The 16,239-nt window shown below is 70.3% G+C and carries 13 protein-coding genes; 4 read left to right on the forward strand and 9 right to left on the reverse strand.

All coding sequences use genetic code 11. The features are described 5' to 3' along the window. Positions 1 to 195: hypothetical protein (locus tag ABTZ54_RS25930; protein ID WP_351667448.1), on the forward strand; the 195-nt coding region annotated here is incomplete at its 5' end. A gap of 64 nt (positions 196 to 259) precedes the next feature. Here the strand turns inward: ABTZ54_RS25930 and ABTZ54_RS25935 are convergent. From ABTZ54_RS25935 to thyX, 3 genes are all read right to left on the reverse strand, one after another. Continuing rightward, positions 260 to 1,945: a ribonuclease J gene (locus tag ABTZ54_RS25935; RefSeq protein ID WP_351667450.1), complete on the reverse strand. Its 1,686-nt coding sequence runs from the start codon at positions 1,943 to 1,945 to the stop codon at positions 260 to 262. Positions 1,946 to 2,056: 111 nt separating this feature from the next. Beyond that, positions 2,057 to 2,956 (reverse strand): 4-hydroxy-tetrahydrodipicolinate synthase, encoded by a 900-nt coding sequence (gene dapA / locus ABTZ54_RS25940; RefSeq protein WP_351667452.1) that lies wholly within the window; start codon positions 2,954 to 2,956, stop codon positions 2,057 to 2,059. Between the two features lie 178 nt (positions 2,957 to 3,134). Further along, complete coding sequence (gene thyX / locus ABTZ54_RS25945) at positions 3,135 to 3,875, reverse strand: FAD-dependent thymidylate synthase (protein WP_351667454.1); 741 nt, start codon at positions 3,873 to 3,875, stop codon at positions 3,135 to 3,137. A gap of 161 nt (positions 3,876 to 4,036) precedes the next feature. Here thyX and ABTZ54_RS25950 point away from each other — a divergent pair, with 161 nt between their 5' ends. Both ABTZ54_RS25950 and ABTZ54_RS25955 read left to right on the forward strand, forming a co-directional pair. Further along, the gene (locus tag ABTZ54_RS25950) at positions 4,037 to 4,276 is read left to right on the forward strand and encodes a hypothetical protein (protein WP_351667708.1); all 240 of its coding nucleotides are present in this window, start codon (positions 4,037 to 4,039) and stop codon (positions 4,274 to 4,276) included. 53 nt (positions 4,277 to 4,329) lie between these two features. Then, entirely contained in the window at positions 4,330 to 4,884 is a 555-nt protein-coding gene (locus ABTZ54_RS25955; protein ID WP_351667456.1) for an SCO5741 family PH domain-containing membrane protein, read from the forward strand. A gap of 29 nt (positions 4,885 to 4,913) precedes the next feature. Here ABTZ54_RS25955 and ABTZ54_RS25960 read toward each other — a convergent pair whose 3' ends face one another. The 6 genes from ABTZ54_RS25960 to eccD all read right to left on the reverse strand — a co-directional run bounded on the left by ABTZ54_RS25960 (position 4,914) and on the right by eccD (position 12,009). Continuing rightward, positions 4,914 to 5,354 (reverse strand): hypothetical protein, encoded by a 441-nt coding sequence (locus ABTZ54_RS25960; RefSeq protein WP_351667458.1) that lies wholly within the window; start codon positions 5,352 to 5,354, stop codon positions 4,914 to 4,916. 4 nt (positions 5,355 to 5,358) lie between these two features. Next, positions 5,359 to 6,111, reverse strand: coding sequence for a 4-hydroxy-tetrahydrodipicolinate reductase (dapB, locus tag ABTZ54_RS25965; protein ID WP_351667460.1), 753 nt, complete (start codon positions 6,109 to 6,111; stop codon positions 5,359 to 5,361). A gap of 34 nt (positions 6,112 to 6,145) precedes the next feature. Next, positions 6,146 to 7,525: a M16 family metallopeptidase gene (locus tag ABTZ54_RS25970; protein ID WP_351667462.1), complete on the reverse strand. Its 1,380-nt coding sequence runs from the start codon at positions 7,523 to 7,525 to the stop codon at positions 6,146 to 6,148. Then, the gene (locus ABTZ54_RS25975; RefSeq protein WP_351667464.1) at positions 7,522 to 9,741 is read right to left on the reverse strand and encodes a polyribonucleotide nucleotidyltransferase; all 2,220 of its coding nucleotides are present in this window, start codon (positions 9,739 to 9,741) and stop codon (positions 7,522 to 7,524) included. The genes ABTZ54_RS25970 and ABTZ54_RS25975 overlap by 4 nt, the downstream gene beginning before the upstream one ends. A gap of 296 nt (positions 9,742 to 10,037) precedes the next feature. Continuing rightward, positions 10,038 to 10,328 (reverse strand): 30S ribosomal protein S15, encoded by a 291-nt coding sequence (gene rpsO, locus ABTZ54_RS25980; RefSeq protein WP_132918941.1) that lies wholly within the window; start codon positions 10,326 to 10,328, stop codon positions 10,038 to 10,040. A 205-nt stretch (positions 10,329 to 10,533) separates the two neighbouring features. Beyond that, on the reverse strand, positions 10,534 to 12,009 hold the full coding sequence (gene eccD / locus ABTZ54_RS25985; RefSeq protein WP_351667466.1) for a type VII secretion integral membrane protein EccD: 1,476 nt from the start codon (positions 12,007 to 12,009) through the stop codon (positions 10,534 to 10,536). A 181-nt stretch (positions 12,010 to 12,190) separates the two neighbouring features. Between eccD and eccCa the strand changes: the two genes are divergently transcribed. Then, entirely contained in the window at positions 12,191 to 16,144 is a 3,954-nt protein-coding gene (gene eccCa / locus ABTZ54_RS25990; protein ID WP_351667513.1) for a type VII secretion protein EccCa, read from the forward strand. Positions 16,145 to 16,239: the final 95 nt, after the last annotated feature.

Here is a 16,239-nt window from a genome sequence, read left to right on the forward strand (position 1 = left end):
GTTCTTGCGTTTCCGACTCTATCAGATCTTTCCGATCCGATTTCCTCGGTGCTTTCCGGTCCCGAATTTGTTTCTTTCGGGGCCTTCCGGCGTGTTCCGTACTTTATCAGAAGTTCGGAACCGGTTTTCCCGCCTCCCGGTTTCCGTACCGGCGCACTGTGGCGCTCGGCGGTTCCCGTTCTGGCGGAGCCGTAAACGTACTGGAGCGGGGCGCCCCGATGCAAATCGAGGCGCCCCGCTCCTGGTGCGTGCCGGTCCGTCAGACCTCCACGACCACCGGGAGGATCATCGGGCGGCGGCGGTAGGTGTCCGACACCCACTTGCCGACCGTGCGCCGGATCAGCTGCTGGAGCTGGTGCGGCTCGACCACGCCGTCCTGGGCGGACTTGTTCAGGGCCTGGTCGACCTTGGGGATCACCGCGTCGAACGCGGAGTCCTCGATGCCGGAGCCCCGGGCGTGGATGTTCGGGCCGCTCACGATCTTGCCGGTCGAGGAGTCCACGACCACGAAGACCGAGATGATGCCCTCGTCGCCGAGGATCCGGCGGTCCTTGAGGTGGGTCTCGGTGACGTCGCCGACCGAGAGGCCGTCGACGTACACGTAACCCGCCTGGACCTTGCCGGTGATCCGGGCGCGGCCGTCGACCAGGTCGACGACGACGCCGTCCTCGGCGATGACGATGTGGTCCTTGGGGACACCCGTCATGGCGCCGAGCTCGGCGTTGGCGCGCAGGTGGCGCCACTCGCCGTGGACCGGCATCAGGTTCTTCGGCTTGCAGATGTTGTAGAAGTACAGCAGCTCGCCGGCCGAGGCGTGGCCCGAGACGTGGACCTTGGCGTTGCCCTTGTGGACGACGTTGGCGCCCCAGCGGGTCAGGCCGTTGATCACGCGGTAGACCGCGTTCTCGTTGCCCGGGATCAGCGACGAGGCCAGGATGACCGTGTCGCCGGGGACGATCCGGATCTGGTGGTCGCGGTTGGCCATGCGGGACAGGGCGGCCATCGGCTCGCCCTGGGAGCCCGTACAGACCAGCACGACCTCGTCGTCCGGCAGGTCGTCCAGCGTCTTCACGTCCACGACCAGGCCGGCGGGGACCCGCAGGTAGCCGAGGTCGCGGGCGATGCCCATGTTGCGGACCATGGAGCGGCCGACGAAGGCGACCCTGCGGCCGTACTCGTGGGCGGCGTCCAGGATCTGCTGGATGCGGTGCACGTGGCTGGCGAAGCTGGCCACGATGATGCGCTTCTGGGCGTTGGCGAAGACGTTGCGCAGGACGTTGGAGATGTCCCGCTCGTGCGCCGTGAAGCCCGGGACCTCGGCGTTCGTCGAGTCCGTGAGGAGGAGGTCGATGCCCTCCTCGCTCAGGCGCGCGAACGCGTGCAGGTCCGTGAGGCGGTTGTCCAGCGGCAGCTGGTCCATCTTGAAGTCGCCGGTGTGGACGACCATGCCCGCGGGGGTGCGGATGGCGACGGCCAGCGCGTCGGGGATGGAGTGGTTGACGGCGATGAACTCGCAGTCGAAGGGGCCGAGCCGCTCGCGGTCGCCCTCGGACACCTCAAGGGTGTACGGGCGGATGCGGTGCTCCTGCAGCTTGGCCTCGATGAGCGCCAGGGTCAGCTTGGAGCCGATGAGCGGGATGTCCTGCTTCATGCGGAGCAGGTACGGCACACCACCGATGTGGTCCTCGTGGCCGTGGGTCAGGACGATGCCCTCGATGTCGTCGAGGCGGTCCTGGAGGGTGGTGAAGTCGGGCAGGATCAGGTCGACGCCCGGCTGCTCCTCTTCGGGGAAGAGGACGCCGCAGTCGACGATCAGCAGACGGCCGTCGAACTCGAAGACCGTCATGTTCCGGCCGATCTCACCCAGCCCGCCGAGCGGGGTGACACGCAGGCCGCCCTTGGGCAGCTTCGGCGGGGTGCCGAGTTCAGGATGCGGATGGCTCAAAAGTCTCTCCTCACCACACGCGCCACGTACCGGCCGGCACGTGGCGCGCATGACATTCGTGCACTTGCAGTTTGTGTTCAGTTACGTGTCTTCAGTTGTGAAGTCCGTTGTTCAGAGTTCTACCCCGCCGGCGGCCAGGTCGAGCCTGAGCTGGGCGGTCTCCTCGTCGCTGAGTTCGACGAGCGGGAGGCGCAGCGGTCCGGCCGGGAGGCCCTGGAGGGCGAGGGCGGCCTTGGTGGTGATGACGCCCTGGGTGCGGAACATGCCGGTGAAGACCGGGAGCAGCCGCTGGTGGATCTCGGTGGCCTTCTGGACGTCGCCGGCCAGGTGGGCCTCCAGGAGGGCGCGGAGTTCCGGGGTGACCACGTGGCCGACCACGGAGACGAAGCCGCAGGCGCCCACGGAGAGCAGCGGGAGGTTGAGCATGTCGTCGCCGGAGTACCAGGCGAGGCCGCTGCGGGCGATGGCCCAGCTGGCGCGGCCGAGGTCGCCCTTGGCGTCCTTGTTGGCGACGATCCGGGGGTGCTCGGCGAGCCGGACGAGCGTCTCGGTGTCGATCGGGACGCCGCTGCGGCCGGGGATGTCGTAGAGCATCACCGGGAGCTCGGTGGCGTCGGCGATGGCCGAGAAGTGCCGGTACAGGCCCTCCTGAGGGGGCTTGTTGTAGTACGGCGTGACGGCGAGGAGGCCGTGTGCGCCGTCGCGCTCCGCCGTACGGGCGAGTTCGAGCGTGTGGTGGGTGTCGTTGGTGCCGATGCCGGCGACGACGTGGGCGCGGTCTCCGACCGCCTCCAGTACGGCCCGTACGAGCTGCGATTTCTCCGCGTCGGTGGTGGTGGGGGACTCGCCGGTGGTGCCGTTGACGATCAGGCCGTCGTTGCCGGCGTCCACGAGGTGGGTGGCGAGTCGCTGGGCGCCGTCGAGGTCGAGTGCGCCGTCCGCCGTGAAGGGCGTGACCATGGCGGTGAGGACCCGCCCGAAGGGGGTCTGCGGAGTGGAGATCGGAGCCATGGGTAACACGCTACTCGCTGCTCAGCGCCGGGTGTCCCCTAGGGGGACGTGAGAAAGGGAGCCCGGCACTGCCTGCTCGGGGGTTCAAGCAGTGCCGGGTCCGTTTGATCAGCCTAGATGAACTTCGTGAAACGTCGCAATACGGACACTTCGCGGGAGAAGTTCGTACTTATGTGCTCTATGGGGCCACACGGCCGTTCTTGTTGAAGGCGGCGTAGGTCAGCGGCATCAGCCGGGCCCAGTGCTCCTCCATCTTCTCGCCCACCATCTCGATCTCCCGCTGGGGGAACGAGGGCACCGCGGCGAGCTCGTGCTGGGTGCGCAGCCCGAGGAAGTGCATCAGGGAGCGCGCGTTGCAGGTGGCGTACATCGAGGAGTACAGGCCCACCGGGAGGACCGAACGGGCGACCTCGCGGGCGACGCCCGCGGCCAGCATCTCCTGATAGGTCGCGTACGCCTGGCGGTACGAGTCCTCCATGGCGCGGCCCATGAGCTCGTGCTGCGCCTCGGTGCCCTCGACGAAGACGTACTTGCCGGGACGGCCCTCCTGGACCAGCTTGCGGGAGGTGTCCGGGACGTAGAAGACCGGCTGGAGCTCCCTGTAGCGGCCCGATTCCTCGTTGTACGACCAGCCCACCCGGTGGCGCATGAACTCGCGGAAGACGAAGATCGGGGCGCTGATGAAGAACGTCATCGAGTTGTGCTCGAAGGGGCTGCCGTGGCGGTCCCGCATCAGGTAGTTGATCAGGCCCTTGGAGCGCTCCGGGTCCTTCTGGAGCTCCTCAAGGGACTGCTCGCCCGCCGTGGACACCCGCGCCGCCCAGAGCACGTCCGAGTCGCCGGCCGCGCTCTTGACCAGATCGACGGTGACGTCGCTCCGGAAGTCGATCTTCTGGTTCTCGGTGGGTGTGTCGGTCACCGCGGTCCTTCCTGTCGGGGAGTTGCAATCGCCCACTGTAGTCCCGTCCTCCTCAAGGAGGAGATTCGGCCGCTTTGATGAAAAAGGGCACCAAAACCCTGATTCGCTCGTCTGTACCTGTGACAGACGTCATCACCACCGAGTCGAGGAGAGTGACCCTGATGTTGCGCCGGCGAGAGGCCGTTCCGTTCGCGTTCGTCGCGGAGTCCGACCGCTTCCGCAGTAACGTCACTCCGCCGCCGCGTGAGCGTCTCACTCCGTCACAGGTGCTGGGCCGTACGCTGATCGGGCTGACCGTGGTGGCAGGCCTCGTCGGATCGCTCGTCTTCGGGATGCCCTCCCTCCAGACCGGGAGCACCGGCGCTCAGCAGCAGCAGTCCGAGGCTTCCGACGGGCGCTGAGGTAGCCTCACCGGGCACAGCCCACCGAACGTGCTTGTGAGTGAGGACCTGTCGTGCCCCTGCCCTTTCTGACGGCCGACCGTGCTTTCGACGCGACCGATGACATCGCGCTGCCGTTCGACGACCACGACCAGTGGCGTCGTCCGTACCGGCCCGGACCGTGGCGGGTGGGGATGGCGGCGCTCGCGCTGCTGCTCGCCTCGTTCGTGCTGCTGGCCGCCGTCGTCATCGCCGTCGCCGGAGCGCTCGGCGGCGCCGCGTTCACCTTCGGTGTCGCCGTGCTGATCATCGCCGCCGCCCTGCGCCTGCTGCGCATGGGCGTGTGGGTGAGCCGGGCCGGCCTGCGGCAGGTCTCGTTCCTCTCGACCCGGACCGTGCCGTGGCCGAAGGTCTCCGAGGTGCGCACCGCCCAGCAGCCGGTGCGCTGGCTGGGACTCCCCCGCACCGTCCAGGGCCAGGCCCTCATGCTCGTACGCCATGGGGGTGCGCAGACCCTGCTGCTCACCGACCACAACTCGGACTTCCTCTCGCGCGTCGAGGCCTTCGACCGTGCCGCCGACACCGTCGAGGCCTGGAACGCGGAGTACGCGGGGTCCGCCGCCCGCTAGAGCGGGCGGCGGGCTGTCCCCCGGGCGGCCTAGGCCGCTTCGCGCAGGGTGATCGCCCGCTGCATCGCCTGGCGGGCGCGCGGGGTGTCGCGGGCGTCGTGGTACGCCACCGCGAGCCGGAACCAGCAGCGCCAGTCGTCCGGCGAGTCCTCCGTCTCGGCCTTGCGCCGGGCGAAGACCTCGTCGGCCGAGTCACGGTCGATGCGACCGCCCTCGGTCCGCTTCAGCTCGTCGACGGGCAGGCCGCCCTCGGCCTCCAGCTCCGCGGCCAGGCGGTTGGCCCGGCGCGCGAAGCGGGTGTTCTTCCACAGGAACCAGGCGCCGACCAGCGGGAGCAGGAACGCCACGGCGCCCATGCCCATCGCGGCCGGCTCGCCGGTCAGCAGCAGCAGGACGCCCTCCATCCCGACCACGCCGAAGACGAGGACGAGGACGGTCGCGAGGAAGACGTACGTGATCTTTCCGCCCATGACGTCAGCCCAGGTCCAGGAAGTGTTCCAGGCCGAACGTGAGGCCCGGGGCGTCCACCACGCGGCGGGCGCCCAGCAGGATGCCCGGCATGAAGCTGGAGTGGTGCAGGGAGTCGTGGCGGATCGTCAGGGTCTCGCCCTCCCCGCCGAGCAGCACCTCCTGGTGGGCCAGCAGCCCCCGCAGGCGTACGGAGTGGACGGGGACGCCGTCCACGTCCGCGCCGCGCGCCCCCGGAAGGGCGGTCGCCGTCGCGTCGGGCTGGGCGGCGAGGCCGGCCTCGGCACGGGCGGCGGCGATCAGCTGGGCGGTGCGGGCGGCGGTGCCCGAGGGGGCGTCCACCTTGCGCGGGTGGTGCAGCTCGATGACCTCGACGGACTCGAAGTACGGCGCCGCGAGCTGCGCGAACTTCATGGTCAGGACCGCTCCGACGGAGAAGTTCGGGGCGATCAGGACGCCCGTCCCGGGAGCGGCGGCGAGCCAGCCCGTCAGCTGCGCGAGGCGCTCCTCGGTCCAGCCGGTGGTCCCGACGACCGCGTGGATGCCGTGGCGCACGCAGAAGTCGAGGTTCTCCATGACCGAGGCGGGCGTGGTCAGCTCGACCACGACCTGGGCGTCCGCCTCGACCAGGGTCTCCAGCTTGTCGCCGCGGCCCAGGGCCGCGACCAGTTCCATGTCCTCGGCGGCCTGGACGGCCTTGACCGCCTCGGAGCCGATGCGGCCCTGGGCTCCGAGGACCGCCACGCGCAGCTTGCTCATACCTCTGGTTCCTTACATGACGAGAAAGGGCTGGTCAGGAGACCGCTTGGTGGAGGCGGTCCGCCTGCTTGTCCTTCAGCGGGCCGATCACCGCGAGCGAGGGACGCTGCTCCAGTACATCGCGGGCCACTTCCCGTACCTCGTCCGGGGTGACGGCCGCTATCCGGGTCAGCATGTCGTCGACCGACATCTGGGTGCCCCAGCACAGCTCGCTCTTGCCGATGCGGTTCATCAGCGCGCCGGTGTCCTCCAGGCCGAGCACGGTGGAGCCGGAGAGCTGCCCGATGGCGCGGGCGATCTCGTCGTCCGTGAGCCCGTCGGTCGCGACCTTGTCGAGCTCGTCCCGGCAGATCCGCAGCACGTCGTGGACCTGGCTGGGGCGGCAGCCCGCGTACACCCCGAAGAGGCCGCAGTCGGCGAAGCCGGAGGTGTACGAGTACACGCTGTAGGCCAGGCCGCGCTTCTCCCGGACCTCCTGGAAGAGGCGGGAGGACATGCCGCCGCCGAGGGCGGTGTTCAGCACGCCGAGCGCCCAGCGGCGCTCGTCGGTGCGGGCCAGACCCGGCATGCCGAGGACCACGTGGGCCTGCTCGGTCCTGCGGCCGAGCAGCTCGACCCGGCCCGCGGTGCGCAGGGTGCGGTGCCCGTCGCGCGGGGCGATCGGGGTGGCGTCGGTACGGGTGAGGGCGCCGGCCTTCTCGAAGGCGCGGCGGACCTGGCGTACCACCGTGGCGTGGTCGACGTTGCCGGCGGCGGCGACGACCAGGTGGGTCGGGTCGTAGTGCTTCTTGTAGAAGCGGGCGATCTGGTCCCGGGTGAGCCCGTTGACCGTGTCGACGGTGCCGAGGACCGGGCGGCCCAGCGGGGTGTCGCCGAACATGGTCTGCGCGAACAGGTCGTGCACCATGTCGCCGGGGTCGTCCTCGGTCATCGCGATCTCTTCGAGGATCACACCGCGTTCGGCGTTCACGTCGGATTCGAGGATGAGCGAGTCCGTGAGCATGTCGCAGACGACGTCGATCGCCAGCGGCAGGTCGGTGTCGAGGACCCGGGCGTAGTAGCAGGTGTACTCCTTCGCCGTGAAGGCGTTCATCTCGCCGCCGACCGCGTCGATCGAGGCCGAGATGTCGAGGGCGGACCGCTTGTGGGTGCCCTTGAAGAGGAGGTGCTCCAGGTAGTGGGTGGCACCGTTGAGCGTCGGGGTCTCGTCGCGGGAGCCGACGTGGGCCCAGATGCCGAAGGTGGCGGAGCGTACCGAGGGGAGGGTCTCGGTGACGATCCGGAGGCCGCCGGGGAGGGTCGTACGGCGCACGGTGCCGATGCCGTCCTTGCCCGGGAGAAGCGTTTGGGTACGGGCGACGGCCCGCCCCTCCGAGGAGGGGCGGGCCGTCGCGCGGGAACTACGGGACGTCACTTGGCAGCGTCGTCCTTGTCGCCCTCGGCGCCGTCCTCGTCCGCGATGACCGGGATGAGGGACAGCTTGCCGCGCTGGTCGATCTCGGCGATCTCGACCTGGACCTTGGAGCCGATCGCGAGCACGTCCTCGACGTTCTCCACGCGCTTGCCACCGGCCAGCTTGCGGATCTGCGAGATGTGCAGCAGGCCGTCCTTGCCCGGGAGCAGGGAGACGAAGGCACCGAAGGTGGTGGTCTTGACGACCGTACCCAGGTAGCGCTCGCCGACCTCCGGCATGGTCGGGTTGGCGATGCCGTTGATCGTGGCGCGGGCGGCCTCGGCCTGCGAGCCCTGCTGGGCACCGATGTAGATGGTGCCGTCGTCCTCGATCGTGATCTCGGCGCCGGTGTCCTCCTGGATCTGGTTGATCATCTTGCCCTTGGGGCCGATGACCTCACCGATCTTGTCCACCGGGATCTTGACGGTGATGATGCGCGGCGCGTTCGGGGACATCTCGTCCGGAACGTCGATCGCCTCGTTCATCACGTCGAGGATGTGCAGTCGCGCGTCGCGGGCCTGCTTGAGGGCCGCGGCCAGGACGGAGGCCGGGATGCCGTCCAGCTTGGTGTCGAGCTGGAGGGCGGTCACGAACTGCTTCGTGCCGGCGACCTTGAAGTCCATGTCGCCGAAGGCGTCCTCCGCACCGAGGATGTCGGTGAGGGCGACGTAGTGCGTCTGGCCGTCGATCTCCTCGGAGATCAGACCCATGGCGATACCGGCGACGGCGGCCTTGAGGGGCACACCGGCGTTCAGCAGCGACATGGTGGAGGCGCAGACCGAGCCCATCGACGTCGAACCGTTGGAGCCGAGGGCCTCGGACACCTGGCGGATCGCGTAGGGGAACTCCTCGCGGGTCGGCAGCACCGGCACGATGGCGCGCTCGGCGAGCGCGCCGTGGCCGATCTCGCGGCGCTTGGGCGAGCCCACGCGGCCGGTCTCACCGACGGAGTACGGCGGGAAGTTGTAGTTGTGCATGTAGCGCTTGCGGGTCACCGGGGAGAGGGTGTCCAGCTGCTGCTCCATGCGGAGCATGTTGAGGGTGGTGACGCCCAGGATCTGGGTCTCGCCACGCTCGAACAGCGCCGAGCCGTGCACGCGCGGGATGGCCTCGACCTCGGCCGCAAGCGTACGGATGTCGGTCAGGCCACGGCCGTCGATGCGGACCTTGTCCTTGATGACGCGCTCGCGGACCAGCTTCTTGGTCAGCGCGCGGTAGGCGCCGCCGATCTCCTTCTCGCGGCCCTCGAAGGCCGGGAGCAGCTTCTCGGCCGCGATCTCCTTGATGCGGTCGAGCTCGGCCTCGCGCTCCTGCTTGCCGGCGATGGTGAGCGCCTTGGTGAGCTCACCCTTGACGGCGGCGGTGAGCGCCTCCAGGACGTCGTCCTGGTAGTCCAGGTAGACCGGGAACTCGCCGGTGGGCTTGGCGGCCTTGGCGGCGAGGTCCGACTGGGCCTTGCAGAGGACCTTGATGAAGGGCTTCGCGGCCTCGAGGCCCGCGGCGACGACCTCCTCGGTCGGCGCCTCGGCGCCGTCCTTGACGAGCTCGATCGTCTTCTCGGTGGCCTCGGCCTCGACCATCATGATCGCGACGTCGCCGTCCTCCAGGACGCGACCGGCGACGACCATGTCGAAGACGGCGTCCTCGAGCTCGGTGTGCGTCGGGAACGCGACCCACTGGCCCTTGATCAGGGCGACGCGGGTGGCGCCGATCGGGCCGGAGAAGGGCAGGCCCGCCAGGATCGTGGACGCCGAGGCGGCGTTGATCGCGACCACGTCGTACAGGTGGTCGGGGTTGAGCGCCATGATCGTCTCGACGATCTGGATCTCGTTGCGCAGGCCCTTCTTGAAGGAGGGGCGCAGCGGCCGGTCGATCAGGCGGCAGGTGAGGATCGCGTCCTCGGAGGGCCGGCCCTCACGGCGGAAGAACGAGCCGGGGATCTTGCCGGCCGCGTACTGCCGCTCCTCGACGTCCACCGTCAGGGGGAAGAAGTCGAGCTGGTCCTTGGGGCGCTTCGAGGCGGTGGTCGCGGAAAGGACCATCGTGTCGTCGTCCAGGTAGGCGACGGCGGAGCCGGCGGCCTGCTTGGCCAGACGGCCGGTCTCGAAGCGGATGGTGCGGGTGCCGAAGGTGCCGTTGTCGATGACGGCCTCGGCGTAGTGGGTCTCGTTCTCCACTAGCGGTTTCTCCTACGTGTTCGTCTTTGCGTCCTTCGGCCCGTGTGGCCGGGGACGGTGTCGACGGAGGCGGAGAAGCGCGCTGGGTGCGGGCCGGTCTTCGATCGAAGCTCCCGGGGTCTCTTGCCCGGGGGCCACTACCGAGGACCGGCGGCGAGCAGGCGGCTCCTCGCTCTTCGTCTGTGCTGTTGTGCGGTGCGGTTGTGCCACCAGCCTACGGGCCGGTGCGCACCTTTCGCACGTACAGCAAAGGGAGCGGCCCCCTGAAAGTGGGAACCGCTCCCTTCACGGCGTCCTTACTTGGCGCCGCCGGCCGCACCGCGGCGGATGCCGAGGCGGTCGACCAGGGCACGGAAGCGCTGGATGTCCTTCTTGGCCAGGTACTGCAGAAGGCGGCGGCGCTGGCCGACCAGGATCAGCAGACCACGACGGGAGTGGTGGTCGTGCTTGTGGGTCTTGAGGTGCTCGGTCAGGTCCGAGATGCGGCGGGACAGCATCGCGACCTGGACCTCGGGGGAGCCGGTGTCGCCCTCCTTGGTGCCGAACTCGGCCATGATCTGCTTCTTGACAGCGGCGTCGAGAGCCACGCGGATCTCCTCTTGGTGTTCGTGCGCCCACGAGTGCCCCTGGTCTGGATCTCAGGGGAATCTTCCGTGACTCGCGAGCGAAGGTCCGATGAGCGCAGCTCCCCGAGACCGCCCTGAGGGCAGAGTTCCGGAAGCGCGTACACAAACGGCCGTCACACAGCGTACCAGGTCGCCGGTGAGGCCGTTCGGGTGATCCGGGCGGACCTCAGCTGGTCATGGACCTGGCCGCCATGAACACGTCGAGGACGGCGAGGCAGAGCGGGACCAGGGAGAGCAGGACGAAACCCTCCGTGAGGTCGAGCAGCCGGCCCCAGAAGGGCGAGAGGCCCTTCCTCGGGATGATCAGGCCGATCGCGGTGACCAGGGCGGCACCGGCGGCGACGGCCGCGGTGAGCCAGATCGTACGGATGTCGAGGCCGCCGCGGTCCCCGTACATCACGAGGTCCTTGACCAGGTCGACCGGCGGGTTGAGGGAGAGGCCGAGGATCAGCAGCGCGATGGCGGCGAGACCGGCGACCAGAACGCAGGCGACCTGCGAGGTGTAGCGGAAGAGCCGGGCGCGCAGCAGCATCGCGAGGCCGGCGGCCAGCGCGAGGAGCTGTCCCCAGACGTTCCCGGCGAAGCCGAGGACCGCGGCGGAGCCGACGACGACGGCCGCGCAGCCGCCGACCAGGCCGAGCAGCATCTCGTGGCCGCGCCGGGCCTGGAGGGCGATGCGCTCGCCGTCGACGGGCTGCGCCTCCTCGTGGGCCGCGCGGTGCGGGTCGGGCAGGAACTCGTCGTCGGCGGCGCTGCGCGGGGCGGCGTAGCCGATGGGCAGCCGGGCGAAGCGGGCGGAGAGGCCGGGCAGGAAGGCGACCAGGCCGATGGCGACGGGCACGCAGACGGCGGCGGTCCCGGTGGCGGAGGCCTCGGTCAGGATCGCCAGGAAGGTGGCGAGGGTGCCGACGGTGGCCAGGAAGGTGGCCGCGACGAAGGGGGCGTCGCCGCTCGGGGTGAGCGCGACGAGCGCGACGGCGGCCACCAGGACGGTGACGCAGCCGAGCAGGAACTGGAGCCGGCCGGGGCCCTGGCCCGCGTCGGGGGCGATGATGCCGGAGCCGGCGATGAGCAGCAGCGGCAGCGCGCCGAGGCCCAGGGCGACGGCGGTGGCGCGGTCCCCGTAGACCCGGGCGCGGACGCCCGCGAAGGCGGTGAGCAGCAGGCCCGCGGCGCCCGCGATGACGCCGGGCAGGCTGTGCATGTCGTGGCGGAGCGGGTCGGCGAACCAGAGGACGAAGCCCATGAGGACGAGGAGCAGCACGCCGCCGACGAGTCCGGCGCCGCGCAGCAGGTCGTCGCTCCACAGGTGCCGGTCGCGGGTGACGGCGGAGGCGACGGCGTCGGAGACGTCGTCGAAGACGGCCGGCGGCAGCGACTGCGCGAAGGGGCGGAGCGAGAGCACCTCGCCGTCGAGGACCTGCTGGGCGGCGAGCGTGCGGGCGCCGTCGAGGACGGAGCCGTCGCGCCGGACCAGGTGGTAGCCGGTGGGGGCGCCGGCCGGCTGGGTCTGCCCGGTGAGCCGGAGGATCTCCGGGTAGACGTCGGCGACGGCGATGTCCTCGGGGAGTGCGACGTCGATGCGGCTGTCGGGCGCCACGACGGTGACGCGGCAGAAGCCGGTCGCTGCGGTCGTACTCACGTTTCTGGACCCCCTGATTCGCGGTTGCGCACAATGCGGCGCCACCCTACCGGGGACCGGTGACGGTGGCTGCAAGTAGGATCCTGCACTCACGGGGGAGACCGCATGGAACACAGCCGACGGGGGCGCCGGTGCGGTCGCTCCCTCACGAGCCCGCCCGTAACGAGGGATTGATGCGCCGGTGAGCCAGATCGTCGTCAAACGCCCGCCGAGGTCCCTTCCTCCGGAAGTACCCGGCGAGGAACTGGTCCTGGAGCCGCCGCCGGAACTTCCGCGGGGGCAGCAGGAGTCCGCGTTGATGCAGCTCCTGCCGATGCTGGGCATGGGCTCGTCGGTGGTCTTCTTCTTCATGACGCCGTCGCCGATCATGCGGATCATGGGCGTCCTGATGCTGGCGTCGACGGTCGCGATGGCGATCGCCCAGTTCGTGAGATTCCGTCGCGGTACGCAGGGGCAAATGGCCGATGTGCGGCGGGACTACCTCAAATACCTCGCGCAGACCCGGCGTACGGTGCGCCGGACGGCCCGTCGTCAGCGGGACGCGCAGCTCTATCTGCACCCGGCGCCCGAGCAGTTGTGGTCGGTAGTGGCCGAGGGCTCGCGGGTCTGGGAGCGGCGGGTCGGCGACCACGACTTCGCGCAGGCGCGGATCGGTCTCGGCGCGCAGCAGCTGGCGACTCCGCTGGTGGCGCCGGACACGGCTCCGGTGGACGAGCTGGAGCCGCTGTGCGCGGGCGCGATGCAGCAGTTCCTCGCGGTGCACGGCACCTTGGACGGGCTGCCGATGGCGGTGTCGATGCGGGCGTTCTACCACGTGACGGTCTCCGGTGATCCGGAGTCGGCGCAGTCCGCCGCGCGCGGTCTGGTGGCGCAGCTGGTGACGCTGCACTCCCCCGACGACCTGATGCTGGCCGTGGTGGCGGCGCGCGGCGCGCAGGAGCGCTGGGACTGGACGAAGTGGCTGCCGCACAGCCAGGTGCCCGGGACCGTCGACGGGGCGGGCACCAAGCGCCTGTTCGGTGACGATCTGGGCGAGCTGGAGCAGTTGATCCGCTCGCGGCTCGACGGGCGGCCGCGGTTCAGCCGGGACAACCAGCCGGTGCTCGACCAGCCGCATGTGGTGGTGGTCCTGGACGGCGGGATGGTGCCGCCGGACTCCCTGCTGGCGGCGGCCGAGGGGCTCCAGGGCGTGACCATCGTCGAGGTGGTCTCCGGTGAGCTCGACGAGCCGCGCGGCGGTCTGTCCGTGGTGGTGCGGCCGGGGCGGCTGCGCCTGGAGTCGGGCGGCGGCTTCGCGTACGAGGGCGTGCCGGACGGGATGTCGCTGCCGGCCGCGGAGGCGCTGGCCCGGCAGCTCGCGCCGTTGGCGATGGGCGGCGGGGACGACGACGAGCCGCTGCTGGCCAACCTGGACTTCACGGATCTGCTGAACCTGGGCGACGCCGCCTCGGTGGACGTGGCCCGCACCTGGCGGCCCCGGTCGGTCGCCGAGCGGCTGCGGGTGCCGATCGGTGTCGGCGAGGACGGGCAGCCGGTCATGCTGGACCTGAAGGAGGCCGCCCAGGAGGGCATGGGCCCGCACGGTCTGTGCGTGGGCGCGACGGGCTCGGGCAAGTCGGAGCTGCTGCGCACGCTGGTGCTGGGGCTCGCGGTGACACACTCCTCGGAGACGCTGAACTTCGTCCTCGCGGACTTCAAGGGCGGCGCGACCTTCGCGGGCATGTCGCAGATGCCGCACGTGGCGGCGGTCATCACCAACCTGTCGGACGACCTGACGCTGGTCGACCGCATGGGCGACGCGATCCGCGGTGAGCTCCAGCGGCGGCAGGAGCTGCTGCGGTCGGCGGGCAACTACGCGAACATCCACGACTACGAGAAGGCGCGGGCGGCGGGCGCTCCGCTGGAGCCGCTGGCCTCGCTGGTCCTGGTGATCGACGAGTTCTCCGAACTCCTCACCGCCAAGCCGGACTTCATCGACATGTTCATCCAGATCGGCCGCATCGGGCGTTCGCTGGGCGTGCATCTGCTGCTGGCCTCGCAGCGCCTGGAGGAGGGCAAGCTGCGCGGCCTGGACACGTACCTCTCGTACCGGATCGGTCTGCGGACCTTCTCCGCTGCGGAGTCGCGCACGGCGATCGGTGTGCCGGACGCGTACCACCTGCCGTCGGTGCCGGGCTCCGGCTATCTGAAGTTCGGTACGGACGAGATGACCCGCTTCAAGGCGGCGTACGTCTCGGGGACGTACCGTACGGGCGGTCCGCGGCTCGCGGCCGGGCAGTTGCCGATCGAGCGGCGGCCCGCGCTGTTCACGGCCTCGCCGGTGCCCGTGGTGTACGCGGCGCCCGACCCGGCGTATCTGACGGCGCAGCGCGCCGAGGAGGACGACGCGCTCGCGGACACCGTCCTCGACGTGATCGTGCGCCGGCTTGAGGGGCAGGGCGTGCCGGCCCACCAGGTGTGGCTGCCGCCGCTCGACCAGGCGCCGACGCTGGACCAGTTGCTGCCGGGGCTCGCGCAGACGGCGGACCGGGGGCTTACGGCGACGGAGTACACCCGCCCCGGCGGGCTGACCGTGCCGCTCGGCCTGATCGACAAGCCGTTCGAGCAGCGGCGTGAGGTGCTGTACCGGGACTTCTCGGGGGCGGCGGGCCACATGATGGTGGTCGGCGGTCCGCAGTCCGGCAAGTCGACGCTGATGCGCACGCTGGTGTCGTCGTTCGCGCTCACCCACACGCCGGCCGAGGTGCAGTTCTACTGCCTGGACTTCGGCGGTGGCGGCATGTCCTCGCTGGCCGATCTGCCGCATGTCGGCGGGGTGGCCTCCCGGCTCGACCCGGAGCGGGTGCGGCGGACGGTCGCCGAGGTGATGGGCGTGCTGAACCGGCGGGAGGAGTTCTTCCGCGCCAACAACATCGACTCCATCGCGACGTACCGGCGCAAGCGCGCGGCCGGTGAACTCCCCGGCGAGGCCTGGGGCGACGTGTTCCTGGTCGTGGACGGCTGGGGCGGTTTCCGCAACGACTACGACATGCTGGAGCCGATCGTCTCGGACCTCGCGGCGCGCGGTCTGGGCTACGGCATCCACGTGGTGATCACCGCGGCCCGCTACATGGAGGTGCGGGCGGCGCTCAAGGACCAGATGCTGGGGCGTCTTGAGCTGCGGCTCGGTGACGTCATGGACTCCGAGTTCGACCGCAAGGTCGCCGCCAACGTGCCGCCGGGCGTGCCCGGACGCGGGCAGGTGCCGGAGAAGCTGCACTTCATGGGGGCGCTGCCGCGCGTCGACGGGTCGAGCTCGGCGGTGGACCTCTCCGAGGGCACGGCCGCGTTCGTGCAGGCCGTGAAGGCCGCGTGGACGGGGGCGCCCGCCCCGGCCGTGCGACTGCTGCCGCGCCGGCTGCCCGCGGAGCAGTTGCCGAAGGGCTTCGAGTACCCGCAGCACGGCATCGCGATCGGCATCGACGAGACGAACCTGGAGCCGGTGTTCGTCGACTTCGAGTCGGATCCGTTCTTCCTGGTCTTCGGCGAGAGCGAGTCCGGCAAGACGGCGCTGCTGCGTCTGATCGCCAAGCAGTTGTGCGAGCGGTACACGCCGGAGCAGGCCAGGATCGTCGTCGGCGACTACCGGCGCACGATGCTGGAGGCGGTGGCGCCTTCGCACCTCCTTGAGTACGCGCCGATGGCCTCGGCCATGCAGATGCACATGGACGCGATCAACACGGTGATGACCAAGCGCGCCCCGAAGCCGGACATCACGCCGCAGCAGTTGCGCGACCGCAGCTGGTGGACGGGGCCGCAGCTGTACGTCCTGATCGACGACTTCGAGCTGGTCGCGACGAACTCGGGCAACCCGCTCCAGGTCCTGGTGGAGAATCTGCCCTTCGCCCGCGACGTCGGCATCCGCTTCATCGTGGCCCGCAGCGCGGCGGGCGCGTCCCGCGCGATGTACGAGCCGTTCATGCAGCGCGCGAAGGAGCTCGGCGCGCAGGGCGTCATCCTCTCCGGCGACCCCGGCGAGGGCGACATCCTCGGCAACGTCCGCGCCAGGCCGATGCCGCCGGGCCGCGGCACCTTCGTCTCCCGCAAGCGGGGGGCTCCGCTGGTGCAGCTGGGGTGGCTGCCGGACCGGACCTAGGGCGTTTCCGGAAAGCAGCCGGAAAGCGGCGACGCCCGTCCCGGGGCCGTTTCGATGTACGGACCCGGGGCGGGCGTCGACGTCGGTAGGGTGAC

It is taken from the genome of Streptomyces sp. NPDC094032 (assembly GCF_040303965.1).
Lineage (GTDB): Bacteria > Actinomycetota > Actinomycetes > Streptomycetales > Streptomycetaceae > Streptomyces.

What these genes read in the sequence shown, in the direction of transcription:
- dapA (WP_351667452.1), bottom strand. Translation starts at nt 2,956, where the DNA reads ATGGCTCCGATCTCCACTCCGCAGACCCCCTTCGGGCGGGTCCTCACC.
- ABTZ54_RS25950 (WP_351667708.1), top strand. Translation starts at nt 4,037, where the DNA reads ATGTTGCGCCGGCGAGAGGCCGTTCCGTTCGCGTTCGTCGCGGAGTCC.
- ABTZ54_RS25960 (WP_351667458.1), bottom strand. Translation starts at nt 5,354, where the DNA reads ATGGGCGGAAAGATCACGTACGTCTTCCTCGCGACCGTCCTCGTCCTC.
- dapB (WP_351667460.1), bottom strand. Translation starts at nt 6,111, where the DNA reads ATGAGCAAGCTGCGCGTGGCGGTCCTCGGAGCCCAGGGCCGCATCGGC.